Genomic DNA, 25,780 nt, shown 5'->3' with positions numbered 1-25,780 from the left:
TCTCTAGCTCTCCCCGATCCGGCCGCGTGAGTGTTGCAGGATTTCGAGTGTCCTGATCGACAGATCGAGCGGGATGAGACCGCTTTCGCCCTGACCGTCCCGGATCAGCTCGACGAAATGCGTCAGCACAGGCAGATAGGGATCTGTCCCGTAGCCAAGAAACCGCCCCGCCGACATATCGCGCTTGCGCTTGAATTTTCGGGCGCGGGGCCATGCGCGGATGCGATCCTTCAGCCCTGCCTGCGCGCCGGGCCGGGCTTCTGCCGCGGCCTGCGGGAGCATCTGACAAGCGGTCAGGATCTCGGAACCGATGACGGGCGTGCCGAGGCCCAGATGGCCATGGGTGCAGGCCAGCGATGCGGTATTCGACATCAGGGCATTGAGCGCCACAGCCACATGCGAGAGCGCGCCGGATTGATGGCGCAGGCGAAGGTCGGCCATCACGTCGACACCCGCGTCATTCCGTTGCGCGCTGCAATCCACATCTGTCACCGGCCCGAGCAGATTCAGCGCCAGCGCCACGCCATATACCGCGCGGTCAAGGATCACGCCGCCGTCTTCGGGGTCGAACAGCGAAGCATGGCTTTCCGGCTTCACCGGATAGCCGAAATCGAAATGCAGATGGACAGGGCTGCCATAGGCGCCGCCCGATAGCTGATCGCACAAGGCGCGATAGGCGGGCAGCGCGAGGCACCAGAGATTCTCCATCACGAGGCAGTCGCTTTCGCGTGCCGCCTCGGCAAGCCTGCGCGCTTCACCGGGGGTCAGGGCAAGCGGTTTCTCGACCAGCACCGGCTTGCTGGCCTGCACCGATTGCAGCGCGGCGGCGGCATGGTCGCGGGTGCGTCCGGCGACATAGACCGCATCGACCCGTCCGTTTTGCACCATGTCGGCAAGATCGCCCGTCGCATCGGCGACACCGCACTGATCGGCAAACCAGCGTGCGCGCGCACCATCTCCCGAGGCGATGGCCGCCACGGTGATGTCGGGGGCATGCGTCAGAGCCTGAACCATCCGTGCCGCCATGCGCCCGGTCCCTGCAATGCCCAATCGGATCGGTTGTGTCATCTCAGGCCCCCTTCAGGTTCTGTGCCCAGGGCATCGGCGCGACAGGGTCGCAACGGGTCTGCATGGTCTGCGCGCCCGTTGTTTCGCCGGCGTTCTGGATGGCGAGCGTCACCTCGGTCAGGTGCAAGGCCAGGTCGGCGGAGATGCGCGAGCGCCGCCCGGCGGCCAGCGCATCGGCCATTTCCGAGATACCCAGCATGAAGTTCATCGAGGCCGCGCCCCAGCGACCCACTTTGGGATGGGTTTCGCCAGGCAACCGCAGACGCCGCGCGATCGGCGCATTCACAAGCCTTCGGCGCAGCGTGAAGCGGCGGCGGAAGCGGACTTTGGCCGCGTTGTTCCAGGCCTCATCCAGTTCGATCACGCCCTTGTCGCCGATAATGCGCAGCCCGTGATCATGCGGCGCGATGATCGAACAGGTCAGCCGCGCCACCACCCCGCAATCGAAGAACAGAGTTGCCACCGAGACATCGGGCGCGGGATCGTCCACCGGCAGCTGGTCTGATACCAGCGAGGCCGACGCCGCCACCACCGTGCGCACCGACCCGAAAATCGCGATAAGCCAGGTCAGGTAATACCCCGCATGTTCCAGCGTGCAGCCGACCTTGAACTCGTCGGCGGCAGGCCAGGGCGCGCCGCTCTCGCTCAACCATTTGGAATAGGGCGCCTGGGGGATGAAATCATCGTCGAGTTCCGCATAGATCAGGCGGACCTTGCCCGCTACCTCGGCCCGAACAGCTGCCGCGACCGTCTGTGCCGCTTCGCCAAGGAAACTGCACGGCGCCGAAGCCAGCATAAGCCCCTTCCGTGCTGCCAGTGCATGGAGCACCTGCGCATCCTTGATCCGCATGGCCAGCGGCTTTTCGGAATAGACGTGACAGCCTGATTCAAGCGCCGCCGTGCTGATTTCGAAATGCGCGGAAGGATTCGTGAGGTTGAGAACGATCCCGCCGGGGCCGAGCGCGTCCAGCAGATCGTCGCGAGCGGTAAAGGCGGTCACCTTCCAATAGGCGCAGAAGGTGGAAAGCCGCTCGCCACGCATATCATGCGCGCCGATCAGGTCGATTCCTTCAAGCGTGGCCAGCGAGCGCATATAGAGATCCGCCACGAAGCCGGTGCCGATGATGCCGATCCTGGTCATGTGGACGTTCTGCACAGGGGCCTTGTCAGGACTGTGGCCGCAATGGGGAAATGCTCGTTCTTAAAAATCACGGTGAAACCTGTAGACTGCCCGGAAGTGGGCTGCCCGTTTTGTAGACCAGCACCGCTGGCCCGTCCAACATTTCGCTACCGGCGGGCAAAACGGTGTAAAACATCGACAAGGGAGGCCGGAACCGGCTAACGATCTGACCACGTAAAATTTTCCGCGTCAAAAGCGGGCAAAGGAATTCTTGGATATGGCGGCGCAGGCCAATCGGCATGGAACGGATGAACACGGGCCGGACGACACCCTGTCGGTCATCATTGCTGCGCGCAACGAGGAAGCCTATATCGGGGCCTGCCTGCAATCGCTCCTCGATCAGGACGAAGCGGCAGGGCGGATCGAGGTGATTCTGGCCGCCAATGCCTGCACCGATGACACGGTCGGCGTTGCCGAATCCTTCGCCCCGGCCATCGAGGCGCGCGGCTGGCACTTGCAGATCCTCGATGTGCCCGCGCCCGGCAAGGTGAATGCGCTCAACGCGGGTGACAGCGCCGCCTCGGGCGACGTGCTGGTCTTCCTGGATGCCGATATCCGCCTCGACCCGCCGATGCTGGGTCAGTTGCGTGTCGCGCTGGCCGGTGATGCGCCACGCTATGCCACAGGGACGTTGCGGGTCGCGCCGGCGCGGACATGGGTCACGCGCCAATATGCGCGCCTTTGGCAGGCCTTGCCCTTTGTTCAGGGCGGGGCCGTAGGGGCGGGGCTTTTCGCGGTGAATCGCACCGGCCGCAAGCGTTGGGGCGCATTTCCTGAGATTATCTCGGACGATACCTTCGTACGCCTGCAATTCACACGCGATGAGCGCGCCGAGGTGCCCGCCCGCTATCATTGGCCGATGGTGGAAGGGTTTCGCAGACTGGTGCGTGTGCGGCGCCGACAGGATGACGGCGTCAACGAGATCCACCACCTTTATCCCGACCTGCCCGCCCGAGAGGGAAAGGCAACACTGAGCCGCGCCGACATTCTTGGACTGTTGGCAAGGATGCCACTGGCCTTCATGGTCTATGCATCGGTTCATATCGCCGTGCGCCTGCGCAAATCCCGCAGCGATTGGGCGCGCGGGCGATAGGAGGTGCTGGAAATCCGCACGACAGATGCTTAACGATCAAAGAAGTTATCGAAAGTCATTCCATGCCGCTCGTCACATCTTCAAAGGGTCATATTTTCTTCGCGCATGTTCCGAAGACGGGCGGCACGAGTGTTGAAGATTATTTGATCAAGCGGTTCGGCAGGATAAGCCTGCTGGAGGATGCCGGGGCGCGCGGCACGGCTCGCCAGCGCGACGTGATACAGCCCCTGCAACACCTGACAGCGCGCGAGCTTCAGCTGCTGTTGCCACCCGAGATACACTATTGTTTCGCGATCGTGAGAGACCCGGTGGAGCGTATCGTCAGCGAATATCGGTTCCAGTCCGGCATATCGAAAGCGAGCGGGCTCGGGTTCTCGACCTGGCTCAGGATCGTCTTGTCAGCGGCAAGGCGGGATCCGCGCGTCTATGACAACCATATCCGGCCGCAATGCGATCTTGTCCCCGAAGAAGCGGAGATTTTTCGCTTCGAGGACGGCTTTCAGCCGGTGATCCAGCGGCTGGACGCGCTTTTCGGACCCGCGGACTCCGATGCCGAAATCCGTCATCTTCTGAAGCGACCAAAGCCAAGGCCGCAGCTGTTCAGACAGGATCTTGATCTTGTGCACGAATTCTATGCGGAGGATTACAGGCGATTTGGATACGACCGACCCAATCTGGAAGGCTTGTCGGATGATAGATTCGCTGCCATGCGTTCGATCCTTGCGGCGCCGGTGGCGATGGCGCTGGTTGCACGTCAACGCAGCAGGTGGCTGCGTTAGGCTATGGCAGGCGCGCTTCGTATTGGGCGCTTTTCTCGATGAAATAGGAAACCCAACCCGCCAGCGCGTGCTTCTCTTTCGCTCGCAATACCGCGCGCGACCCGAGGTCGCGACTCGTGGCGGTATTGTGCGCCAAGCCTTGCAAAGCGGCGATCATCGCCTCTGTGTCACCTGCCGGAACCAGATGCGCGTTCACGCCATCCTCGACATAGTCGCTTACGCCAAGTGAATCCGTGATGACCATTGCGCGACCAAGCAACATTGAGCCGACAAGAGTGATATGCCCGCAGGTGGTCTTGTCGCTCCGAAGGGGTATCGCAACGCCCGCGCTGTCCTGAACGATGCGCCAGGTCTGTGGCGCGGGCAGATTTGTAAAGACCTTCACATTCGGGGGAAAATCAATGCCCCGGATACTGTGCGGCCTAGCGACAACAACCATCGAAATATCGGGAAGCGCGCGCATCGCGTCAGCGAGCAATGTGTAGTCACGCCCTTCCCCGCCAACGGAGCAGAAGTAGGATTCCGGCCCGCTTACGGGGTTATCCGGCCCCGGTTGCGGTGCGTCCATCGCCCAGGGAAGAAAGCGAAAACGCTCAGGGCGAAAGCCGAAATACTCGGAATAGAGACGGCGCTCATATTGTGAGAAAACGACAAACTCGTCGATCCCCGCCAGCGAGGCGCGCAGGCGCCTGTAGTCCATCCCGACCGGTAAGTCGGTGAAGTTGAAAGCGAAGGCGATCTGCGGAACCTGCGGGCAGAACCGCTTACGAAAAAGATTGGTTGCCGCGCTCATTCGCGGGAGGTGCGATACGAGAACCGCCCGGTCGTTTTGCGTCGCGCGCCTGGTGGATTGAAAGGCCGCGCGCCACCGCGCGAGATCAGGTTTCCTGACGATCCGTTCCATCCGCGTTCGCGGGCGGCCTATGTGAAATTCCCAACTGATCGAGGGATCTTGGCAATAGGGCTGAAGAAATGTCCAATCGTGGCTTACAAGATCGGCTGTGTTGATGAAATGCAACCTGCTGACTCCAATATCCTGATCAGATTCAAACGTCGTTCCTCGGGATTCGTCTCTACTTATACTCGATCAAGCCCCCATGGCGGCCGAGAAGGCGGTCGCGCCAGTATGCAAGGGCGCCGAGGGCTTCGGGGAATTTTCCGAGAACCAGGAAAACGGCGCGCTCCCATGCCGTCCGGTCGAAGCCTTCGCGGATGGCCAGGCGAAGAATCTGAGCGGGATAGATCAGGACAGCGAGAAATGCAGCAGGGCCAAGGGCGAGTCCGGCGATCACGATCCCAATTGGCAGGGCCGCGCCCCAGGCCAGCGCCTTGCGGGTTTCGCGCCGCCAATGTCCTGAAGGCCCGGCGCCGTGCATCGCCGCGCCTTCGGCAAAAGCATGTCCTGCGCGGCGGGTGCGTTTCCACCACTGGCCAAAACGCGTCATCGCGGCATCATGCAGAGTCATTTCGTGATCCAGCCGCCAGATCCGCCAGCCGCGCCCGCGCAGGCGCACGCAGAGATCGGGTTCCTCTCCGGCGATCAGCCCCGGATTGAAGCCGCCAACCTCCTGCAGGGCGCGCACACGCATCAACGCATCCCCTCCGCAGGCACCGGATTCGCCGATGGGCGTGTCCCATTCCCAATCGCAAAGGCGGTTATAGACCGACGCCTCCGGGAAGCGTTCGCGCCTGCGCCCGAATGCCACTGCAACGTCATCGGCCTGTTTCAGGAAGGCATGCGCGGTTTCGATCCAGCCCTCGCGAAGCTCGCAATCGCCGTCGATGAACTGCACATGATCCACGTCGGCACCCGCCAAAAGCGCCTGAAGCCCGGCATTGCGGGCGCGTGCCGCAGTGAAAGGCGTATCGAGGTCCAGTTCGACCACCGTGGCGCCACGCGATCTGGCCGCGTCGACGCTGCCGTCGCTTGATCCTGAATCGACGTAGACCACATGCGCCACCCGCCCGAGCACCGAGTCGAGGCAGCGGATCAGCCGTGCCCCTTCGTTGCGGCCGATGACGACCGCGCCGATATGTGGATCAGCGGTCATCGGTCACGAATGGGTAGCTGGCGCGCAGGTCATCGCGCTCTGGGAAAATCTGGCGCAGCTGATCGTAATCCTGTGCAAAACGCTGTTCCAGGCTGGCGCGCAATCCGGCGGACAGTTCGGGTCGCTCCTGCATCTGGCGCGCCGCCTTGATCCGGTCGCGCAGGGCCTGGGGGATCAGCGCGCGGCGCAGCCGCGTGGCGACGGGGTTGTCGAAGATCAACTTGTGCATGGGAAAGCGCCTGGTGCGTTCGGCCGAGGCGTTGACCTGGGCGCTTTCTTCGCGCCATTGGGCGGTGCCGTCATATCCCAGAAATTCACAGACCTGATCCAGCGTCGCCGGTGGGGCCTGCTTCATCCGCTCGAGGCTGAGGATCAACACGTTGGCCTTGCCGAATTGCTTCACATAGGGCGCGATCTGCATGGCGTAGAGGCTATAGTCGACCAGCGCATCGTGCTGTGCGAAGGCCTTGTCGATGTCTCCCGACATCACGCCCATCGACCATTCGTGAATGTAATGCGAGACCGCCCGCGCGACCGGGTCGCGGATCAGGTAGATCAGCTTTGGCGACTGCAGCATCTGCGACATCCGTGCCAGCGTTTGGGGATGTGTCGGCAGCTTGGTGTAATGCGTGCTGGCCTCGCCCTTGATGTCGCCATCGGCGGCATCGGCGAAAAGGGTCTCATACCATTCCTGACCTTGGGCAAAGACCGCGTCGTTGGAAAAGAAGTTCGGCTCTTTCGGGTTGGTCATGAAGATGCCGGGTTGCAGGCCGAGCTGCGCGGCCAGCGTGCTGGTGCCGCATTTCATCGCGCCGATGATAATGAAATCGGGTCGGGCCATGGCCTAGCCCTCCCGTGCATGGCGGTCGCCGAGCGGCGACAGGAAGTTGGTCCAGATGTCACGCACTTCGCCCGCGTTGCTGGGCGGGATGCCCTTGCCTGCAAGCACCCGCAGCCGCGCGATCATGCGTCCGAGAAGCCAGGCGGCATTCGCCCGCAAGGGGCCAAGCGGCCCGTGAAGCTGGCGAAACAGGCGGGTGCGCGAGGCGTAGTAATAGGCAGGCAGGCGTTTGCGCTCGCTTGCAAGCGCCTTGACCGGGCCGCTGCCGCCGCGGAAATGCACGACGCGGGCCTCCGGGACATAGGTGATCCGCCAGCCCGCGCGCCGCGCGCGCCAGCAATACTCGACATCCTCGAAGTAGAGAAAATAGCCTTCGTCCATCGGGCCGACCTGCCGGATCATCCGTTCGCGCAGCAGGATGCAGGCGAAACTGGCCCAGTCGATCTGGTCGCGCTGGGGCGGCATGTTGAGCGACACGTCGCGCGAAGCGAGAAGAAGGCTGACCGGGCCGCTGCACGCACCGCGTATCAGTTCGCTTGCGGGTGACGGGAAGCGAAAGCAGCTGACCTGCTGCCCGCCATCGTCATATTCTATGCATGGCGCCAGGAACCCGGCATCAGGGTTGGCATCAGCGGCGTTCAGGATCGTCGCAAGGAAGCCAGGCCGCACAACCGTATCGGAATTGAGGACAAGGTAGAATTCCGCCTTGCGCGCCCCGATGCCCTGATTGTGCCCACCCGAAAAGCCGGAGTTGGTATCGGAACGGATCAGGCTGACCGGCGCATCGGCTGGCAGGCTGGCGATCCAGGCTTCGATCTCTTCGGCCGATCCGTCGCCCGACAGGTTGTCGACCACGGCCACATGCGCGTCGATCCCCTGCATGTCATCAAGCACCGAGCGGACGCAGCGAATGGTCATCTCTGCGGTCCGATAATTGATGATCGAGACAACGAGTCTGTGTGATGGCGCAGAGGAAATGCCAGTCTCCGTCACGTCAGGGTCCGGTTCAGAAATTCAGGCGCGGGATAATCCGGCGGGCTCATGCTGGACTATAGGTAGGCGGCACCGGTTTCGTAAAGACCTGCAACATATAGGGAAACAATCAGGCAAGGCAAATCCGAATTGTTGGCCGGAAATGCCTGCCAACCCGGCATATCCCCAATCCGGATGTTTCGCGCGCGGACGAAACCGCGTAAGACTGGAACAGAAGCCAATTTCAGGCGATCGCAGTTCCGCGACGAGAAACGAATAGACACCAATGCCATCGAATTTCGCATATCTTGTCCTGTTCCTCTGGCCGGTCGTCGTCTTCGTCCTGTTTGCAAAGCGTCCCGTGAACGAGGCGCTCGCCTGGTCGATCATCGCAGGCTATATGCTGCTGCCCCAAATCACCGCCTTTGACCTGCCGCTTCTGCCGGCCTGGGACAAGCCTCTTGTGCCAAGTCTGTTTGCGGCGATCATGTGCTATTCGCTTCTTCAGATGCACAAGGCGCAGTCCGCAGGGCCAGCGCCGGCGCGCGCGCCGGCCCCACGACGCGGCATGCAAAAGAAACTGGCGATCGACGATTTCACCGTGCGGCGCGGCCGGGTTCTGTTCTGGGCGCTGCTGCTTTTGCTGTTCGGATCGCCATTTATCACCGCGATAACCAACCGCGAACCGGTGTCGGAGGGCATCCGCTTCATCTCGGGAATGCGCCTTTACGACAGCTTCTCACTGAATCTCGATCTGCTTGTATCCTTGTTACCGTTCTTTCTGGCGCGCCGTTTCCTGGCCAGCCCGGAAAGCCATGTGGTCTTGCTCAAGGTTCTGGCGATCGCCTGTCTGGCCTATTCGCTGCTGGCGCTTTGGGAGGTGCGGATGAGCCCGCGGTTGAACCGTGAGATCTACGGCTTCTTCGGTCATAGCTGGTCAATGCATGTCCGCTATGGCGGGTATCGTCCGATCCTTTTCCTGAACCACGGGATCTGGGTGGCCATTCTGTTTGCGCTTGGCGTGCTGGCCTCGGCGGCGCTGTGGCGCCATCATCTTACCAAAGGATCGGCAGGGAAATGGCTCTTGGCCTCGCTCTGGCTTTTGGGGGTGTTGATCCTGTGCAAATCTGTCGGCGCCATCGCCATCGCATTTCTGCTCTTGCCTGTAATGATGTTTTTCGGGTCGCGCTTGCAGCTCCTGACCGCCGCTGTGATCGCGGCAACGGTCATGACCTATCCGACCCTGCGCGGCGCTGACCTGATTCCGACCGATCGGATTGAGGCGGCTTTCGCAAAGATAGATCCCGACAGGGCCAGCACGCTGCGATACAGGTTCAATGCCGAGGACCTGCTTCTTGAACGGGCGAACCAGAAGCCACTCGCTGGATGGGGGAGCTGGGGCAGAAACCGCGTCAGCAACGAGAAGGGTGTAGATGCGACCGCGACGGATGGATATTGGGTGATCGTGATCGGGGTTTACGGGTGGCTGGGTTATATCGCGCAGTTCGGCTTGCTTGCGGCGGCGCCGGTTCTGCTGGCGTTCAACAAGAGCCGTCTGAACCTGACGCCGTCTACCGTGGGGTTAACGGTTGTTCTGGCGGCGGCGCTGATCGACCTTATTCCCAATGCCACTATATCACCAGTGGTCTGGCTGCTGGCCGGGGCGCTGATGGGGCGCTATCAGACCGCTGTGGCAGCAGCGAAAGCGGTAAACCCGAGGCTGGCGCGCGCCGGGGCTGAAATGCCCGGGGAGGATGCGCAACCCCAAGGTGTTCCGGCGATGAGGCCCGAGCGCGAAGCAGCGCGATACCCGGCCCATGTGCGGCGTCCGAGGGAAGGATGAGCGCAGCGTGAATCAGATTTCCGGGAAGGTCACGTTCGACCCTTACGAATGCCCCGAGGGTCGCCTGATCACGGCGTGTTCGCATCTTGTCGATCGTTTCGTGCCGGATTGCGAGCGCATCACGCTTCCCGCAAAGCACGTGGGCGGCGGATCGGTGTCTTTTGAAAAGAAGCCGTTGGTGGCGCGGCCCCCCAATCGCCCGAGGCGCCGCTTTCTCTCGTTTCGTCCCGCCACGGTAAAGCAACAGCGCACAGAGAAGACCTTCATCGACTTTCGTCGCAACGTCCCCCAGAACTGGGCGCATTTCCTGAACAATCACCTGCCGATCCTGTTCGTCATCGCGCAGCACGGCGGGTTTGATCCTTCGCAGATTCTTGTCGTCCTGCCCGGAAGCACGCCTGATCATATCTGCCGCGCCGCGGAATTGTTCGGGATTGAAACGCTTTGTACGGATACGGCAGTGCAGGGCGGGGCCTTCGACTTTGAAGTTTCGCCTTGGACGGGAATCCGGGCCATCCGCAGTGAATGGGCGCGCCTGCCCTTTGTCGGTGTGGCTCTGGACAGTGCTGGTATCCGCGATGGAGTGCAGGGCGCATTGCCCGAAAAGGCCTTTATCTCGCGGCGCAAGACGCGCCGCCTTGAGAACGAAGCCACGGTCGAAGCCTTCCTGACGCAGCGCGGATTCACAAAGGTCTATCCAGAGGAATTGTCTGTCTCCGACCAGTTCAAGCTGTTCGAGCAGGCCGAGCAGATCGTTTCGATCCACGGCGCCGCCCTTGCGCCGCTTTTGTATCGCTCGCGCGCATCGCGGCTGGAGAGCCTGATCGAGCTTTTCCCATGCGGGCACATGACGGACGTCTATCGCGTCATGTGTCATCAGGTCGGCTGCAAGTGGATTGGGGTGCGTGGCAAGATCAAACCCGAGCATGTCCGACCGGCCTATGATCTGACAAAACCGTTCCTGAAGTATTCGTTACAGTCTTTTGAGATCGACCTGCAATCCCTGGAAGTGGCGATGGAGATGGTCTGATGCGCAACATCGCCGCGAACCTGACAATGATGGGGTTTCTCCGAAACGATTATTTCGTGCCAAAATTCAGACACAAAAAACCGAGAAGAATGTTGTTCCCGGCCCGGCCCTTCAAACCGGCCTGAACCGAAACAGAACACAGAAACCCGATAGGTGCTAAAATTTCTGTCATGGATGATGAAGCGATGCATGCGCAACCGGCTCATGATGCTGAGCAGAACCCGCCTGTAGGGGCGCCGCTTGTCCGGCTCCGTGAGGTGCCGTTGCTGAATGCTTTCGTTCACGATGTCACGATGAACCAAGTGGTGGAGCATTTCGAGCGTGGCGTGATGCTGACCTTGCATGTCGACATGATGATAAAGCTCCGGAAAGATCGCGAATTTTACGATTTGCTTCGCCGGTTCGATCTGGTGACCTGCGACAGCCAGATCATGTATTTCGCGCTGAAGTTCCTGGGTACACCGGTGAGCGAACGCGTTTCAGGGTCGGATTTCTTTCCGCGTTTCTACCAGCATCACAGGGATAACCCCGAGATGAACTTGTTCATGCTGGGCGGCAAGCCCGGGATTGCCGACATCGCAGCAGAGCGGATCAATACAAAGGTCGGGCGGAAATTCGTTTGCGGCACATACGCCCCGTCCTTTGATTTCGAGGATCGGCCCGACGAAATCGAGCATATGCTGAGCCTCGTGAACAGTTCCGGCGCCAAGGCGCTCCTGGTGGGGCTCGGAGGCGGGCGGCAAGAGAAATTCATTTTCAGATACCGTGACCGGCTACCCGATGTGAAACTGTTTCTGCCGCTGGGCGGAACGATTGATTACGAGGCGGGGACATTGCAGCGGCCCGCGCCCTGGGTCACGGGCATGGGCCTTGAATGGTTCTATCGTCTGATCAAGGAGCCCCGGCAACGCTGGCGGCGTTACCTGCTTCAGGATCCGCCATTCCTGTTTGACGTTCTCAAGCAGAAGCTGGGACTCTATCGGGATCCGCTCAACAAGGGTTGATGGCGCAAAGTTCAGACTGCCGCCATCTTGCGGAATGTCTCGTTCTCATCAACCAGTTCCTCGTAGCTGCCCGAGGCCTGAACCGTGCCGTGCTCCAGCAGAAAGATCCGATCGCAGTTGCGGATCGTGCTCAGCCGGTGGGCGATCATGATGACGGTCTTGGTATTACGAATGCGTTGCACCGCATCCATCACCGCGCGCTCGGTCAGATTATCCAGCGCCGATGTCGCCTCGTCGAAGATCAGAAGCGACGGATCGTGATAGAGCGCCCGCGCGATGCCGATGCGCTGGCGCTGACCGCCCGACAGGCGCACGCCGCGTTCGCCCACGATCGTGTCATACTGCTGAGGCATCTCTTCCATCACGAAGTCATGCAGGGCGGCAGCGCGTGCGGCGCGCTCCATGGCTTCGGGATCTATCGCCTCTTTGGGAACGCCGAAGGCGATGTTCTGAGCGACCGAGGAGTCGGTCAGGTAGATCGTTTGCGGCACGTATCCGATCGAGCGGCGCCAACGGTGCATGTTGTCTGAGGTCAAGGGTTCGCCATCGACAATGATCTGGCCGGTATCCGGCATCAGAAGTCCGAGAATCAGATCGACCAATGTGGTCTTTCCCGCCCCGGTTCCACCGACGATTCCGATCGTGCTCAAAGCGGGGATCTCCATATCCACGTTGTGAACCGCCGGCCTGTCACCACTTGCATAGGAAAATCCGACCCCTTTGAGGACCAGACTGCGGTCAAGCGAAAGATCGGCGTCATCTCCCGAGCCGCGCGGGGGGTTGGTCCCGTGGGCAATCGCATCTGTGTAATCGCGGTAGATATTGTCGAGCACCGGTTTTGCCGAACGGATATTTGCAAAGGCGCCATAGACCTGCTGCATGGCGGGCAATAGCCGCATTGCCGAAATACCGAAGACCCCAAGCACCGGGATGGCAGCGGAAAGATTGCCACCGCTGCGCAGCAACATCACGAGGATGATGCCAAAAAGAACTGCGAATGTCAGACCTTCCAGCGCGAATCTTGGAATCTGGTTCATCACTTGCGAAAGCGCGGCGTTCCTGGCCAGTGCCTGCGCCGGTTCGCGGAACCGCTCAACATAGCGGTTCTCCAGCGACATCAGCTTGACCTCCTTGAAGCCACCCGTTGCCTCGTTGGTCAGGCGAAACCGCTCGGTATTGGCCTTGAGCAACCCCTCGCCGATCACCAGCAGCTTGGCTCTCAGCCAGAAATATATCCCTGTATAGGCGCCGCCCAGCAGCAAGGCCGCCATCACGGCGATGACCGGATCGACCGCGATCAGGAAGCCGATGATGGTGACGGTCAGGATCGCATTAGCCAGAAGCTGCCCGCCGGGGGTGATGATCTTGTTGACCACGTTCTGCACCTCGCCGAGCACGCTTTTCGCCACATCTGCACTATTGCGTTGCAGGAACCAGGCATAGGGCTGGTGCAGATAGGCCTGAAGCAGGCGGCTGGAGATCGTGTAGCCGCGCATCGTGGAAAAGCGGATGATCGCGTAGTTGCCACCCGCCTTGATCACAAGGCTGAGAGCCATCACCAGAAAGACCGCGACGGCCATCACGACCTGGAAAGTAAAAGGATCTTCGATACCGACAGTGTTGTAACCCCACGACAGATAGGGATTCTCGAAGATCCTCTGTGGCTCGGCGAGAATCCGCAGAAGGAGCAGGAATCCCGAAATCCCGAACACCTCGGCAAAGGCGACAAAGATCATGATCCCGACAAGAACGTAGAACCGCCGCCGCTCACGGCGGCTGAGAAGAGTCATTATTTTCTTGAATACATCAGTCATAACAGCGTCCCACAATTGCCCTGAGCACTATCGGCAAGGCATGGCGGGGATTGGGCGATTTCTTGACCCATTCATGTAAGCGCGAGGCAGGGTGAAACATTTTTCCTCCGCAGGAAATTTGCGGGAACAATCGGCTTTGTCATCATGCCCTGCCCATAACTTGAACGCGGGCAGAATACACTAGTAGCTTGGACCCAAATGAATACTGTGAAAAGCTTGATTTGATCCGGAACCGCCGCAGGGCCACCCATGAATGACACGCAGAGCGAGACACCGGCGGTTCGCGCCGACATGCCCGACTGGACGCGGGAACGTCCACGGGCGCTCTGGGATCCTTCGCGCAGGCTCTTGCAGTGCCAGCGGCGCTATCAGGCCGCCAGGGCGAGATCGGGACTCACCGCGAAATGGCTGCGTAAATGGCGGGCGCTTCAGCACCGCTTCTGGTCGCTTGTCACGCAGGCCGAAATCCCGCTCAATTGCGAGATCGGGGGTGGCCTGAAGCTGCCCCATCCGAATGGCGTGGTCATTCATCCGGGTGCACGCATCGGGCCGAATTGCATCATCTTTCAACAGGTGACGCTTGGCACCTCGTCGACCCGCTCCGGGGTGCCGGAGATTGGTGGCGGCGTTGAGCTGGGCGCGGGCGCGCGGGTTCTTGGCTCGGTCAAGATCGGGGATCACGCGATCATCGGCGCCAATGCCGTGGTGACCCATGACATTCCCGAGGCGGCGATCGCCGTGGGCATCCCGGCGCGCGTGATCGCTAAGAGATGGTAGCCTGATCGCAAGAAAAGGCTTGGCAGCGTGGCGTACCATGGGCAACACTTGCGCCATGCTGCATTTGCAAAAATCCCTTTATCTTTGCGCGACGCTGATTGCCGGAATGGCGTCGACCCTGCCCCTGACCGCACGGGCGGAATCCATCCTGCTTGAGGCCGGAGACCTGATGCAGTTGGGGGGTATCGGATGGGTCGCCACCGGCCTCGATATGCCCAGACCCGAAACGGCGCTGCCCATCATCGAAGCGGCGGACAACTCGCCCGAGGCGGCGCTGCTGCGGCGGCTGGACAATGCAGGCAAGGCCGCCGGGTTCGACGGCGTGCTTTACGACAATCGTGATCGCGGCCATTCCCTGGTGCCGGCCGACATGTTCCCGCGGCTGATCCGGCTGGAATTCGGCCCGGAGCTGCGCAAGCAGAACATGGATTACGGAGTCGCCGGTCAGATCGTGCTGCCCGCCATCGTGATCGGCAATTCCTCGACCGCGATCACGGGTGGCGAAATCCCGCGAAGTCAGGCGCGCCTTGCCATGACGGTTCCGGAATATAGCCGGCACGCTTTCCTCAGCTATGTCAGCAACCATCTCTATATTTACCCGGAGCACCGCGACTACGACGGACATGACCGGTTCCCGGTCAACTGGCCCTACACGGTCATCTCGGAGGGGTCTTCGCATTCCGACAAGCCGTTCATGAGGGCGTTCCTGATGAGCGTCGCGGCGCTCGCGCCCGAAACGCGCGATCGGCTGCGCGAAGAATCTTTGGTGGTGCCTACCCTCCAGATGGTGATGCGCCGGTCACAACCAGGTATCTACTCGCGCGATGCCTACAAGGCCGGGCAGGCGCACCGCGCCGTTTTTGCCAAGGACCGGCTTGCCCCAGAGCGTATGGTCGCTTTGGCGGCTTCCCTGAAGCCAGACGAGATTCCCCCCATGGTCCGGCTCAGGGTCGAAGAAGAGGATTTCCGCGCCAAGGCAGGGCTTGCGGGAATGCCGGAGCAGTTGTTCAATACGCCGTCTTCGATTGCGCGCATCTGGCGCGGGCCGGGATACTCGAGGCTCATGGTGGTATCGGCCGCCGATACGGAGGACCCCAACGGTCGCGATCTGGAGTTCTCCTGGGTTCTGCTTCAGGGCGATCCTGCGCGCGTGCGCATCACGCCCGAGGCGCCCGGTGCCGCGCGCGCACAGATCAGCATAGACTGGCATGACAGGTTCAAGGCAGATCCGGACGAGGCGCGTACGACCGACCGTGTGGATATCGGTGTCTTTGCCTGGAACGGTGTGCATGAAAGCGCGCCTGCGATCATCTCGATCAGCTTTCCCAATCACCAGAGACGCGAGTATGAGTCCTCGCCCGATGACACCGGCATGAGACTGACATCGGTCGATTATGACGCCAAGGCCCGCGGGGCCGCCTATGATCCGCTGTTGCACTGGTCGGCACCCTGGAAAGATATGATCCGCTATGATGATACCGGCGAGGTCACGGAATTGCTGCGCGAAACGCGGGACGGTGTTCTTGAGCTTTCGGGACGTGGCCGCATCCAGGATGGCCGCACCGTCACCTATACGCTTGAGCGCGATAAACAGGACCGCATACTTTCGATGCAGGTCACGCCGACCGAGTGAAGGATTGTTCCCGCATCCGGGCTGTGAAACACTGAGCCGCATATTGTGCGGCATTCAATATGATGATGCGGGGAACCACGCAGCCATGAAATCGCGGAAAGTCTTTTGCCTGGGGTTTCAGAAAACCGGAACGTCATCGCTTGGCCTTGCGCTTGAAAAGCTTGGCTACAAGGTCGCGGGTTACTACCAGTTTCGCGATCTTGCCCATAAGGACGATGTCACCTGGAACGAGATCACCGGGCGCGCCCTTGAGACCGCAAAGAGATATGACGCGGCGCAAGATACGCCCTGGCCGTTGCTCTATCGTGAACTCGATGCCGCGTTTCCCGGCGCGCGCTTCATCCTGATCACCCGTGATCGCGATGCATGGATCAACAGTGCCGTGAAGGATTTCGCGCACTATCCAAACGCGATCCATAACCTGATCTATGGCAGTCCCTGCCCGGTGGGGCACGAAGAGACATGGTTGGCGCGCTACGATCGTCATAATGCCGAGGTAAAGGCCTATTTCACCGACCGCCCCGACGACTTCATCTCGCTCGACATGAATCAGGGCGACGTGAACTGGGACAACCTGTGCCGCTTCCTGAACGCGCCAGATCCCGGCATCGCCTGGCCGCATGCGAATACGCGCCGGGTCAAGCGACTGAAGATGAGATACTACAAGCTGCTGGGCAAGCTCGGGCTAAAAGCCTGATTCTCAATACCCGTATTCCTTGCCATATTCCTCATGTCGGCTCAGGTAGCGGCATTTATTGAGGACGACACCCAGAACATTGGTCCGCGCGGCCAGTTCCTGTTCGCTTTTGTCGATATCCTCGATCGTTGATTTCTCGGCCTCGGCAATCAGCAGCGCGCAATCTACCTGGTCAAGGAAAGCCATCGTGTCGTCGCCGGCAAAGAGCGGTGGTGTGTCGAAGATCATGATATCGGGCCTGAACTGCGCTTCGATCTCGTCCACTACATGAGCCGAGCGCGAGCCCTGCAAGAGCTCGGCCGGGTTGCGTTCGGGGGCGCGGTTGCTGCCGAAGATGAGGTTCTTTCCATAACGGCGCATGTGTTTCTCGGGCGCCTCATCGCCAGCAAGTGCGCGGGCGAGCTGGCAAGAACCTTTCAGTCCCAGCATTCGCGCCATGCTGGGGCGGCGCATGTCGAGCTCTAGCAGCATCGAATGAATATCGCTTTGCCGCGACAGGCTGAATGCCAGATTGATGCATGTCATCGTCTTGCCTGCCCCAGCCGTTGGCGAGGTGATCGCGATGCGCGTCCAGTTCTTGCTGCGCATCTTTTGCAGCAGCTTGGTGCGCATGACGTCATAGGGCACGCTTTCGGGGCAAGCACGGAAACTGATGATGCGGTTGCGGTTCAGCAAGCGCTCAGAGGGCTGGAACGATTTAATCGCCTTCCAGGTCTCATCGCGGTCGCCAAGAGCCATGTCCTCGTGAAGGATCAGTGTGTCGTTGTTCTTGCTGTCGCCGCGCGATTTGACTTGCGTGTCCGGTTTCTCGCGACCCTGCTCGGTACGGCTCTCGCGAGCCTTCTTCAACGCTGCCTGAATACGTTCCATTGGGTTCTTACCTTGCCTAGAATGCGCTTCGGATCTGCTCGACGATGTCTGAAAGGCCGGTTTTCTCGAGGCCCTTCTCGATCAGGAGATCCATCGGCAAATACAATAAATGAACGAGGTAGAGCCCAACGGGGATCCCCACCGTGACGATGATCAATGCGGTAATGATAATGGTCCGACGGATGATCGTCTGACGTCGTGTGCGAATGTAGGGGATCGACACGAAGGGCGTGATGCCCAGCCGGTTCGTCAGATCCGCTGGGCGGCGGACGGAACGGTTCAGCATCTCGATGAGGACCACGAAGGCCGCGCCGAGACCTATACCACCTGCCACGCCTGCCGCTGCGATTTTTTTCCGCGGCGGGCTGGTAGGCGCTCGCGGAACCGTCGCCTGTTCGACGACTGCAATCCGTTGACCCCGCGACTGCGCCTCGATCTGGTCACCGGTGCGGGCCGCGGCCAGATCACGTGTGGCCTGCTGGTACTGCACTTGGAGATTCTCGTAATTCCGTTCCAGGGTGCCGAGGAAAATAGCGTTCTGCGGCGTCGCGTCGATGGATTCCTCGAGGGCTGTCAGCTCCTCAACCAGCGACGCTTTCTCCTCGAGGATATATTCCATCTGGGCGTCGAGATCGGCCAGCTGGATTTCGTAGGCCGATAGAGCCTCGTTACCTTCGCCTTTCCGGCGACGCTGTTCCATCACGATCTTTTCGGCTGCTTCGACCTGCGCGCGCAGCGCCTTGACCCGCGGGTTCTGGTCCGAATAGAGGACGAGGGCCGATGCCAGCTGGTTTCTGAGCTCCTGGAGACGAGTTTCTTCCGGCGTCAGGTCCTCGGCGTCTGTCGCTACCTCGCCAGTGCGCTCATAAAGATCGGTCAGCCGAGCGCGGCGATCGCGCAGTGCCGAAAGTTCACGCTCCATTTGCAGGACGCGTTCCTGCACCGACGCCTGACGGCTGCGTCTGAAATCAAGGCTGTCGGGCAGTGCGCCCTGATTATTCCTCTTGAATTTAAGAATCTTGGCGCCCTGTTCCGACATTTCCTGATCCAGCCGAGCGACTTCCTGCTTGAAGAATTCGAGCGTCTGGCCTGTGACCGAGGTCCGCAGACGCCGGTTCTCATCCAGAATGCGAGTCACCAGCTCGTTGGTGACCTCGGCTGACATTTGACCGGAATCCGATCTGAAAGACACGTAGACGAACGAGGCCGCATCGCGCCGCCTTGGCAGGTCGATGGCGATGCGGCTTCGCATGTCGTTGACGAGGTCATCAGCGCTGATATCCGGCCGATCGCTGTAGACATCGAACTCGCGCGCGATATCCAGTAGTTTGGCACGGGTCTGGATGCGCTGGGCGATGATCTGCAAGACCTCGTCGGTTCCGGCCCGGACCGTGGACTCGGCCATGTCATCGGGAATCTGCGGCGACTCGACCAGAAGTGTCGCGCGGGCGCTGTAGCTGGGCGGCAATGTGTAGGCCACGGTCAAGCCGAAAGCGGCGACCGCCAGCGCAACGATCAAGAAGTAATGAAGTCGTCGCAGAAAGAGCGAAAACAAGAATTTGAAATCAGGGAGCATCAAGCCCTCTCGTCATTGTCAGAAATGGAACCGGCCGCAAAAAAAGTGCCATCATCAAGAACTTCCTGGACGGTTGCCAGAGTTACCGTCTTCTGATCCTTGGTAAAGGCATAAACCATTGAAAGGTCGCACAACTGGTTGACCAGACGCGGCACTCCGCCGCTTTGCTGGTGAATAAGCTTGCAGGCGGCTTCGGCAAAAAGATTTCGGCTTGCCCCCGCAACGCGCAGCCTGTGCGCGATATAGGAAATAACGGTTTTCTCGTTCATCGCGTTCAAATGAAAACTGGCGGCGATTCGCTGTGCGAACTGCTTGAGGTCCGGGCGGCGGATCGTGTCACGCAGTTCGGGCTGTCCGACCAGCACCAGTTGCAGCAACTCGTCCTTGTTGGAATTGATGTTGGTGAACATCCGAAGTTCTTCAAGGGACTCGATGCTCAGATTCTGGGCCTCGTCGATGATCAGGATCACCCGGTGGCCATGAGAATATTCCTCGATCAGATATCGCTGGAAGGCATCGAACAGATCGACATAGGTGGCGTTCCTGTCGGCTGGTTGGTCCAGCGCCATCAGCACCCAGCGCAGCAACTCGCCGCGCGAGCCGCTGGCATTGGACACGAGGCCGATTTTCACATCATCGCTGATCCCCTTGAGAAACTTGTGCAAGAGCGTGGTCTTGCCTGCCCCAACCTCGCCGGTGATCAGGGTGATCGGGGATCCCGTCAGCGTGCCATATTCAAGCATGGTGTAGGCGCGTGTGTGCGCCGCTGACCAGAAAAGGAAGTCAGGGTCCGGCACCAGGGTAAAGGGACGGGCCGTGAGGCCAAAATGGCTTGTATAAATATTCAGCGCGCCGTTCATGTCGCCCATGTAACTTGAATCACCTGTTCCATCCACCGATTTGAAACCGTGTTGATCCGATACGCCACGATCAACCGGGGCTTTGACCGCCGAAAGATTGCTGCGCTGCCGCGCGCCGGCATTGCGCAGAGTCCCGTTGCAAGCCTTGCGGACGCTTCGAAACAGTAGCGCGACGTCGGAATGTGGCATCCGGGGTTGCGATTGATGCTGTGTCGGGGCAGGAGCGCGCTTGCGATCCTTCAATGCCATGACGCGTTCCTTGATACGCACGCGGATGCGCGATCCCGCCTCTACCAAAGGTTTGCCAATCTGTCGTGTCGAAGTGTCGTCGCTATACATGGCGATCCTTTAAACTGAATAAAACACTTTCGGCCAAGCTACTGGCGCAGACCGGAAAACTGATACAATACGATTCAACTCCTATATCGCCGCTTTGTCCATAAAAGGCCGGCTCTGCGGTGATTTCATGTCGCTGTCAGGGACGCACGCGGATGGTTCGTGGAAATGCTGACATGATTCGGACCTGCGCGCCTGAATTTGGCCATATTGATGATCGCAACTCGCCACATTCACGACACAATCCCGGCTCACGCTTGTATTTGTCACAAGTGTTGAACAATAATACACTTGAGGTTGTCGGGGCGGGTGCCGCACTCAGCCCTGTGGATGTATTCCTCCGTTAATCCTTTGCGCGACTCTTCCTCGGGTGCTAGCCTGTGTTCATTCACGAGTGCTGCCCCGTTTTCAAATACTTATAATTCTCGGTCTTTCTGCCTTCCGAGCCAAAAATTCTAGTTCGAGCAGGCTATTGAACCTTTCGCCAAGGACCGCGTTTGAGGTCCGAAGCTATTTTGAGGAAGCCTATTGTTATGACAATTCAGGAAAAGAACTTTTCCACGGATCTGAGCGTTATCAGAATTCGCCCTCGCATTACCGGCTCTCATAAGCGCCACTCCAATCTTTATCGCCGGTTTTTCAAAAGTGTCCTTGATATCGCTCTCGTGATCGTGGCGGCGCCGATTGTCGTTCCTTTCATTGCCATCCTTGCCATCGCAATTTCGCTGGATGGCCGGAACCCTTTCTACAAGCAGGCCCGGATCGGCAAGGATGGACGCCTGTTCCACATGTGGAAGCTGCGCAGCATGGTGCATGATGCCGATACGCGGCTGAACGCGCATCTTGAGGCCGATGCCGAGGCCCGTGCCGAGTGGGATCATAAACAGAAGCTGACACATGATCCGCGGGTCACGCGGCTTGGGCGCATCCTGCGCAAGACATCCCTGGACGAGCTGCCGCAGCTATGGAATGTTTTTATCGGTGATATGAGCCTTGTGGGGCCGCGCCCGATGATGCCCGATCAGAAGGCCCTTTATCCCGGAGTCACCTACTACTCCATGCGACCGGGTATTACCGGTTACTGGCAGATTTCGGACCGCAACGAGACGACTTTCGCCGCGCGCGCCGATTTCGATGATCGCTACTTTGAAGACGTGAGCCTTGGTACTGACCTGACGGTTCTCGCGTCGACTGTCACGGTCGTGCTGCGTGGAACGGGATGCTGACAAGCCTCCCGGAAGGAACAACAAGACCGTTTGCGAAATCGACGCAAGCGGTCTTACGCTGTTAAATGCCTCTAAATTGCCAGTTTGAGTTGGCAGAAATCAAAAACCCTTCTGAAAATGGAACACCCAATGCGCCGACGTTCCGCTACATTGACAGCCCTTGTATTGACAGCTGCGCTCACGCTGTCCGGATGCGAAACCTCTGAGGAGCGTGCCCAGCGGCATTTCGAGACCGCGATGGAGCTTCTCTCGGAGGGAGATTTCAGCCGCGCATTCGTCGAGTTCCGAAATGTGTTCAAGCTCGATCCGCAGCACAAGGACGCGCGCATGGCCTATGCGCGCACTCAAATGGAACGTGGCGATGTGTCCGAGGCTTATGGCCAGTTCCTGCGCGTGGTGGAACAGTATCCCGACACGATCGAAGCACGTATCGCGCTGGCCGAGATGGCCATCAATGGCCGCAACTGGGAAGAGGCGCGCCGCCACGGCGAGGCCGCGATCAAGCTGGCGCCCGAGGATCCGCGCGTCAAGGTGATCGAAACCGCCCTGGCCTATGGCGATGCAACCCGCAGCGAGAATGCCGGCGCCCGCGCCGACGCCGCCGAGGATGCCCGCAACCGGCTTGAAGAAGCGCCGGACAATTTCATCGCCCGGATGGTTGTTATTGATTACCTGGCCAACAGCGGCAAGATGAGCGAGGCGCTTCCAGTCATAAATGAGGGCCTCGACCAGCGGCCCGAAAGCTACGAACTGCACCGGATCAAGCTGAGCGCCAATGTGCAGGCCGGCGATATGGATGCGGTCGGGGAAACCCTCGAAAAGATGGTCGAGGCCTTCCCCGACGATGAAGAAGCCCGCCGGATGCTGATCACCTGGTATATCGAACGGGGTGACATGGAGGGCGCCGAGCGTTTCCTGCGCGAACTCGCGCAGCGGCCCGAGGCCGAGGACGGCGCGAAGCTGGCCGTCGTGCAATTCCTGCGCCGTACCAAGGGCGATGACGCTGCACGCGCCGAGTTGGAGAGCCTGATCGAAAGCGAAGAGGATCCGACCACCTATATCGCCATTCTTGCATCGATGAATTTTGACGAGGGCAGGCGCGACGAGGCGATCGCGACGCTTGAAGAACTTTTAGACGGGATCGAGGAAGCGACCTCCGACAGCAACAGGTCAAAATTCCTGCTGGCTCGGATGTTGGCGGCAACCGGCAACCATGTCGGCGCCCGCGCCCGGATCGAGGAAATTCTCGCAGATGATCCCGGCAACGTACAGGCGCTCAAGGCGCGCGCCAATTGGCTGATCGAAGAGGACAAGCCCGGCGCGGCGATCATCGATCTGCGCACCGCCCTTTCTCAAGCGCCCCGCGACCCTGAGGTCATGACCTTGATGGCGCGTGCCCATGAACGGGCGGGCGACAGATCCCTCGCTGGTGAAAGATATGCGCTTGCGGTCGAACTTTCTGAAGGCGCACCCGAGGAATCGTTGCGCTATGCGCGGTTTCTTTCCGCCGAGAATCGTAACGAGGCGGCCAGCGCGCTTCTGACAGAAGCGCTCAACAAGTCGCCCGACAATCTCGAACTGCTTCAGGCCAGCGGAACGCTTCAGATCCGCAACCAGGACTGGAACGAGGTGCAGCGCGTCATCTGGAAGCTCCGCTCGTTTGAAACACCCGAGGCGACGGCTGCCGCCAATGGTCTCGAGGCCGAGATGATGCTTCAGCAAGACCGGCTCGACGATACGGTCGCTTTCCTGGAAGAACTGTCCGAAACATCAGGGGATGCACAGGCGATCACTGCGCTGGTTCAGACCCAGATGCGCGCCGGGAACACCGATGCGGCGATTGAAACCGTGGACGAGAAGCTGGCCGAGTCGCCCGACGATCCCGCCTTGCGCTTCTTGCGCGCGGGGCTGCATGTTATTTCCGATGAACGCGGCCAGGCCGAAACGATTTATCGCGCGTTGCTGGATGAATATCCGGGTAATGATGCGGCCATTCGGTCGCTTTATACGCTGCTTCGGGCCGAGGATCGACTGGATGACGCGCGCGCGATCTTGGACGAACAGATAGAGCGGGCGCCCGAGGCGTTCAATGTCCGTATGCTCAAGGCCGAGCTTCTGGAGCAGGACCGCGATTTTGACGGCGCCATCGCGATCTATGAGGCGCTTTACGAGGAGAACAGCAACAACATTGTCGTTGCCAACAATCTTGCCAGCCTGATCAGCACCCACCGCAACGACGACGAAAGTCTCGAGCGCGCTTATGCCGTCGCCCGTCGTCTTCGTGGAATCGAAGTGCCGCCATTGCAGGATACCTATGGCTGGATCGCCTTCCGCAGGGGTGACTTGAACGAGGCGCTCACGCATCTGGAACCGGCTGCTGAGGGGCTGCCCACGGATCCGCTCGTGCAATATCACTTGGGCCGGACCTATCTGGAGCTTGATCGTCTGGATGACGCCCGCAAGACCTTGCAAAAGGCGATCGAACTGTCGGGTGACAACCCGCTGCCTCAGATCCAGGAAGCCCATGAGCTGCTGAAGACCATTCAGGATGGCGAGGGAAGCACTGACTCGACAGAGTGAGTGCTGGGATCCAGGCGTCCACCCCACCCAAATTTTGACAGTGACAGGCCCTTCGGGGGCCTGCCACTGTTTTGGCGCATTCAAGACGGTCCTTACCGGCTCACGCGTGCGCCTTGTGATTGACCTGATCCAAGGCGTCGATTGATGCATATCGCTGTTTCCGGAATGCCGGCTGCCCGCGTAAAGCGCAGGCCCGTTGCGTATCTTACTTGGGACGACGGACCCGGATGGTGCTTCTCTTATTGGGCAGGCTTATCAAGGACAAAAAGAATGGGGGGCCGAAAGGCCCCCCAATGCGTTCACTCGAACCGTTGGTTTCCGGTTCAGGCCGCTTTCTTCTTGCGGCGCGCGACGGCGAGCCCACCAAGAGCGGTCAGCAGAAGAACACCACCTGCCGGCAGCGGAACGATCGAGATCCGAACGACCATGTCGTCGAAATCCGTGTCGCCCCGACCGTCGCCGAAGAAGGCGATGACGTTCTTGGAATTCTCCTGGTAGAATGCCATCGAAAGGCCGTCGTAGGTCTGACCTGCGGTGTTGTTCTCGATCGTGCCCAGGCTGTCTCCGTCCCGGTCGAAGGTTTCAAAGACCAGTTCGACCCAGTCAGGATCATCATTCGTGCGGAAGAAGCTGCCGGCGAGATCATTGTTGGTAATCGAACCCGTGCCGTAGTTCATGGCGACGTTGGTTGCGTTCGCTTCCTTGCCCAGGAAAGTGACCTGGATGATGGAATTATCACTCAACTTGAGGCCGTTGCTTCCGTCGAAATCCGTGAAGCCGTCGCCGAATGCCAGAACGGAATCTCCGTTTCCGACGCTGGGCGCGATGGTTGGATCCCCATAATTCGGATCATGCAGTTCATCGGATCCAAGTACGAACGACGTACCACCGCTAATCGACAACGATGCAGCTGCAGCGGCCGAAACCATCATGACCGATGCGATAGCTGCGCTAATTGCAACTCTAAATTTCATTTCAATCTCCTATATACATAAACTGGCAACGAACTCCCCCCAACGGGTTTTCCGAAACCCCAGTTCCGACTTCAAATTTACACCAAATGGCGTTCAAAAAAAAGCCTTCTAATCGCCACATTCATGAATCCCCGACCTTCTGGCGCGAAATCAAACAAGTGGAATGACCAGCGCTCTCGAAGTCCGGCGTGATCACCTCGTATTGTTTCCTGTCAGGTGACATTTGCTTCAAGAAACGAGAAATGTGCACCGCGCAAACATACGTAAAACGGCATGCGTGTCACGAAAACGAGCATGATTCGCAAATCAAGGTCGTGCGTGTCTTTCTGTCAGCTTGGAGATTGGGATCAAACGCTGTGGTTCGTCTTGGGCTTTGTGCCTGCATCCTTGCCGGCCAACCCAGCCTCCTGCAGCATATCGCAGATCAAGGCCCGCAGCAGCACCAGAAGCAGCGCGCCCACCCCGGCACCGACATAGAGCGCCAGCGCGGCCCAGACCGACGACCCTGCGAGCAATGCCGCGATCGACGCGAGCATTCCGGTGGCTGCTGCTATCAGGATGAAGGCGAGCATCAAT

At 59.8% G+C, this 25,780-nt stretch carries 22 protein-coding genes; 10 read left to right on the top strand and 12 right to left on the bottom strand.

The features are described 5' to 3' along the window. Positions 1 to 3: 3 nt before the first annotated feature. Entirely contained in the window at positions 4 to 1,068 is a 1,065-nt protein-coding gene (locus tag N5A93_RS03300) for a Gfo/Idh/MocA family protein (RefSeq protein ID WP_268953637.1), read from the bottom strand. A 1-nt stretch (position 1,069) separates the two neighbouring features. Continuing rightward, on the bottom strand, positions 1,070 to 2,209 hold the full coding sequence (locus N5A93_RS03295) for a Gfo/Idh/MocA family protein (protein WP_268953636.1): 1,140 nt from the start codon (positions 2,207 to 2,209) through the stop codon (positions 1,070 to 1,072). Between the two features lie 256 nt (positions 2,210 to 2,465). Here N5A93_RS03295 and N5A93_RS03290 point away from each other — a divergent pair, with 256 nt between their 5' ends. After that, on the top strand, positions 2,466 to 3,341 hold the full coding sequence (locus N5A93_RS03290) for a glycosyltransferase family 2 protein (RefSeq protein WP_268953635.1): 876 nt from the start codon (positions 2,466 to 2,468) through the stop codon (positions 3,339 to 3,341). Continuing rightward, entirely contained in the window at positions 3,323 to 4,120 is a 798-nt protein-coding gene (locus N5A93_RS03285) for a sulfotransferase family 2 domain-containing protein (protein WP_268953634.1), read from the top strand. The genes N5A93_RS03290 and N5A93_RS03285 overlap by 19 nt, the downstream gene beginning before the upstream one ends. 1 nt (position 4,121) lies before the next feature. Here N5A93_RS03285 and N5A93_RS03280 read toward each other — a convergent pair whose 3' ends face one another. The 4 genes from N5A93_RS03280 to N5A93_RS03265 form a co-directional block, all read right to left on the bottom strand. Continuing rightward, a complete protein-coding gene (locus N5A93_RS03280; RefSeq protein WP_268953633.1) occupies positions 4,122 to 4,913 on the bottom strand; it encodes a glycosyltransferase in 792 nt (263 codons plus the stop codon). 280 nt (positions 4,914 to 5,193) lie between these two features. Further along, complete coding sequence (locus N5A93_RS03275) at positions 5,194 to 6,171, bottom strand: glycosyltransferase family 2 protein (protein WP_268953632.1); 978 nt, start codon at positions 6,169 to 6,171, stop codon at positions 5,194 to 5,196. Further along, positions 6,161 to 7,012 carry a sulfotransferase domain-containing protein gene (locus N5A93_RS03270; RefSeq protein WP_268953631.1) on the bottom strand — a complete coding sequence of 284 codons (852 nt, stop codon included), beginning with the start codon at positions 7,010 to 7,012 and terminating at the stop codon, positions 6,161 to 6,163. The genes N5A93_RS03275 and N5A93_RS03270 overlap by 11 nt, the downstream gene beginning before the upstream one ends. Before the next feature lie 3 nt (positions 7,013 to 7,015). Beyond that, on the bottom strand, positions 7,016 to 8,005 hold the full coding sequence (locus N5A93_RS03265) for a glycosyltransferase family 2 protein (protein ID WP_268953630.1): 990 nt from the start codon (positions 8,003 to 8,005) through the stop codon (positions 7,016 to 7,018). Between the two features lie 265 nt (positions 8,006 to 8,270). On the opposite strand from N5A93_RS03265, the gene N5A93_RS03260 reads away from it, so the two are divergent. The 3 genes from N5A93_RS03260 to N5A93_RS03250 all read left to right on the top strand — a co-directional run bounded on the left by N5A93_RS03260 (position 8,271) and on the right by N5A93_RS03250 (position 11,861). Further along, positions 8,271 to 9,827: a hypothetical protein gene (locus N5A93_RS03260; protein WP_268953629.1), complete on the top strand. Its 1,557-nt coding sequence runs from the start codon at positions 8,271 to 8,273 to the stop codon at positions 9,825 to 9,827. A 7-nt stretch (positions 9,828 to 9,834) separates the two neighbouring features. Beyond that, positions 9,835 to 10,857 (top strand): glycosyltransferase family 61 protein, encoded by a 1,023-nt coding sequence (locus N5A93_RS03255; RefSeq protein ID WP_268953628.1) that lies wholly within the window; start codon positions 9,835 to 9,837, stop codon positions 10,855 to 10,857. Positions 10,858 to 11,114: 257 nt separating this feature from the next. Then, complete coding sequence (locus N5A93_RS03250) at positions 11,115 to 11,861, top strand: WecB/TagA/CpsF family glycosyltransferase (RefSeq protein ID WP_268953627.1); 747 nt, start codon at positions 11,115 to 11,117, stop codon at positions 11,859 to 11,861. Between the two features lie 11 nt (positions 11,862 to 11,872). Here N5A93_RS03250 and N5A93_RS03245 read toward each other — a convergent pair whose 3' ends face one another. Beyond that, positions 11,873 to 13,651, bottom strand: a complete 1,779-nt coding sequence (locus N5A93_RS03245) for an ABC transporter ATP-binding protein (protein ID WP_268953626.1) — start codon at positions 13,649 to 13,651, stop codon at positions 11,873 to 11,875. 273 nt (positions 13,652 to 13,924) lie between these two features. On the opposite strand from N5A93_RS03245, the gene N5A93_RS03240 reads away from it, so the two are divergent. From N5A93_RS03240 to N5A93_RS03230, 3 genes are all read left to right on the top strand, one after another. After that, a complete protein-coding gene (locus N5A93_RS03240) occupies positions 13,925 to 14,452 on the top strand; it encodes a serine O-acetyltransferase (RefSeq protein ID WP_268953625.1) in 528 nt (175 codons plus the stop codon). A gap of 55 nt (positions 14,453 to 14,507) precedes the next feature. Further along, complete coding sequence (locus N5A93_RS03235; protein ID WP_268953624.1) at positions 14,508 to 16,085, top strand: hypothetical protein; 1,578 nt, start codon at positions 14,508 to 14,510, stop codon at positions 16,083 to 16,085. 85 nt (positions 16,086 to 16,170) lie between these two features. Then, complete coding sequence (locus tag N5A93_RS03230; protein ID WP_268953623.1) at positions 16,171 to 16,782, top strand: sulfotransferase family protein; 612 nt, start codon at positions 16,171 to 16,173, stop codon at positions 16,780 to 16,782. A gap of 3 nt (positions 16,783 to 16,785) precedes the next feature. Here the strand turns inward: N5A93_RS03230 and N5A93_RS03225 are convergent, their stop codons facing one another. Genes N5A93_RS03225 through N5A93_RS03215 form a run of 3 tightly spaced genes read right to left on the bottom strand, consistent with a single transcriptional unit; the run spans position 16,786 to position 20,427 of the window. After that, complete coding sequence (locus N5A93_RS03225) at positions 16,786 to 17,652, bottom strand: CpsD/CapB family tyrosine-protein kinase (protein ID WP_268953622.1); 867 nt, start codon at positions 17,650 to 17,652, stop codon at positions 16,786 to 16,788. Between the two features lie 16 nt (positions 17,653 to 17,668). Continuing rightward, positions 17,669 to 19,228, bottom strand: a complete 1,560-nt coding sequence (locus N5A93_RS03220; protein ID WP_268953621.1) for a GumC family protein — start codon at positions 19,226 to 19,228, stop codon at positions 17,669 to 17,671. Next, positions 19,228 to 20,427 carry an ExeA family protein gene (locus N5A93_RS03215; protein WP_268953620.1) on the bottom strand — a complete coding sequence of 400 codons (1,200 nt, stop codon included), beginning with the start codon at positions 20,425 to 20,427 and terminating at the stop codon, positions 19,228 to 19,230. Before N5A93_RS03215 ends, N5A93_RS03220 begins: the two co-directional genes overlap by 1 nt. Before the next feature lie 494 nt (positions 20,428 to 20,921). Here N5A93_RS03215 and N5A93_RS03210 point away from each other — a divergent pair, with 494 nt between their 5' ends. Together N5A93_RS03210 and N5A93_RS03205 are read left to right on the top strand one after the other, a co-directional pair. Next, complete coding sequence (locus tag N5A93_RS03210) at positions 20,922 to 21,650, top strand: sugar transferase (RefSeq protein ID WP_268953619.1); 729 nt, start codon at positions 20,922 to 20,924, stop codon at positions 21,648 to 21,650. Positions 21,651 to 21,815: 165 nt separating this feature from the next. Further along, positions 21,816 to 24,230, top strand: a complete 2,415-nt coding sequence (locus N5A93_RS03205) for a tetratricopeptide repeat protein (RefSeq protein ID WP_268953618.1) — start codon at positions 21,816 to 21,818, stop codon at positions 24,228 to 24,230. 323 nt (positions 24,231 to 24,553) lie between these two features. On the opposite strand, the gene N5A93_RS03200 is transcribed toward N5A93_RS03205, so the two are convergent. Further along, on the bottom strand, positions 24,554 to 25,204 hold the full coding sequence (locus tag N5A93_RS03200; RefSeq protein ID WP_268953617.1) for a VPLPA-CTERM sorting domain-containing protein: 651 nt from the start codon (positions 25,202 to 25,204) through the stop codon (positions 24,554 to 24,556). 347 nt (positions 25,205 to 25,551) lie between these two features. Next, complete coding sequence (locus tag N5A93_RS03195) at positions 25,552 to 25,776, bottom strand: hypothetical protein (RefSeq protein WP_268953616.1); 225 nt, start codon at positions 25,774 to 25,776, stop codon at positions 25,552 to 25,554. Positions 25,777 to 25,780: the final 4 nt, after the last annotated feature.

The organism is Roseovarius salincola (genome assembly GCF_026891095.1).
Classification (GTDB): Bacteria; Pseudomonadota; Alphaproteobacteria; order Rhodobacterales; family Rhodobacteraceae; genus Roseovarius; species Roseovarius salincola.
This window is presented reverse-complemented; position numbering and strand designations above follow the sequence as displayed.

What these genes read in the sequence shown, in the direction of transcription:
- N5A93_RS03200 (WP_268953617.1), bottom strand. Translation starts at nt 25,204, where the DNA reads ATGAAATTTAGAGTTGCAATTAGCGCAGCTATCGCATCGGTCATGATG.
- N5A93_RS03275 (WP_268953632.1), bottom strand. Translation starts at nt 6,171, where the DNA reads ATGACCGCTGATCCACATATCGGCGCGGTCGTCATCGGCCGCAACGAA.
- N5A93_RS03290 (WP_268953635.1), top strand. Translation starts at nt 2,466, where the DNA reads ATGGCGGCGCAGGCCAATCGGCATGGAACGGATGAACACGGGCCGGAC.
- N5A93_RS03235 (WP_268953624.1), top strand. Translation starts at nt 14,508, where the DNA reads ATGCTGCATTTGCAAAAATCCCTTTATCTTTGCGCGACGCTGATTGCC.
- N5A93_RS03280 (WP_268953633.1), bottom strand. Translation starts at nt 4,913, where the DNA reads ATGAGCGCGGCAACCAATCTTTTTCGTAAGCGGTTCTGCCCGCAGGTT.
- N5A93_RS03270 (WP_268953631.1), bottom strand. Translation starts at nt 7,012, where the DNA reads ATGGCCCGACCCGATTTCATTATCATCGGCGCGATGAAATGCGGCACC.
- N5A93_RS03260 (WP_268953629.1), top strand. Translation starts at nt 8,271, where the DNA reads ATGCCATCGAATTTCGCATATCTTGTCCTGTTCCTCTGGCCGGTCGTC.
- N5A93_RS03240 (WP_268953625.1), top strand. Translation starts at nt 13,925, where the DNA reads ATGAATGACACGCAGAGCGAGACACCGGCGGTTCGCGCCGACATGCCC.
- N5A93_RS03215 (WP_268953620.1), bottom strand. Translation starts at nt 20,427, where the DNA reads ATGTATAGCGACGACACTTCGACACGACAGATTGGCAAACCTTTGGTA.
- N5A93_RS03245 (WP_268953626.1), bottom strand. Translation starts at nt 13,651, where the DNA reads ATGACTCTTCTCAGCCGCCGTGAGCGGCGGCGGTTCTACGTTCTTGTC.
- N5A93_RS03300 (WP_268953637.1), bottom strand. Translation starts at nt 1,068, where the DNA reads ATGACACAACCGATCCGATTGGGCATTGCAGGGACCGGGCGCATGGCG.
- N5A93_RS03220 (WP_268953621.1), bottom strand. Translation starts at nt 19,228, where the DNA reads ATGCTCCCTGATTTCAAATTCTTGTTTTCGCTCTTTCTGCGACGACTT.
- N5A93_RS03225 (WP_268953622.1), bottom strand. Translation starts at nt 17,652, where the DNA reads ATGGAACGTATTCAGGCAGCGTTGAAGAAGGCTCGCGAGAGCCGTACC.
- N5A93_RS03295 (WP_268953636.1), bottom strand. Translation starts at nt 2,209, where the DNA reads ATGACCAGGATCGGCATCATCGGCACCGGCTTCGTGGCGGATCTCTAT.
- N5A93_RS03195 (WP_268953616.1), bottom strand. Translation starts at nt 25,776, where the DNA reads ATGCTCGCCTTCATCCTGATAGCAGCAGCCACCGGAATGCTCGCGTCG.
- N5A93_RS03230 (WP_268953623.1), top strand. Translation starts at nt 16,171, where the DNA reads ATGAAATCGCGGAAAGTCTTTTGCCTGGGGTTTCAGAAAACCGGAACG.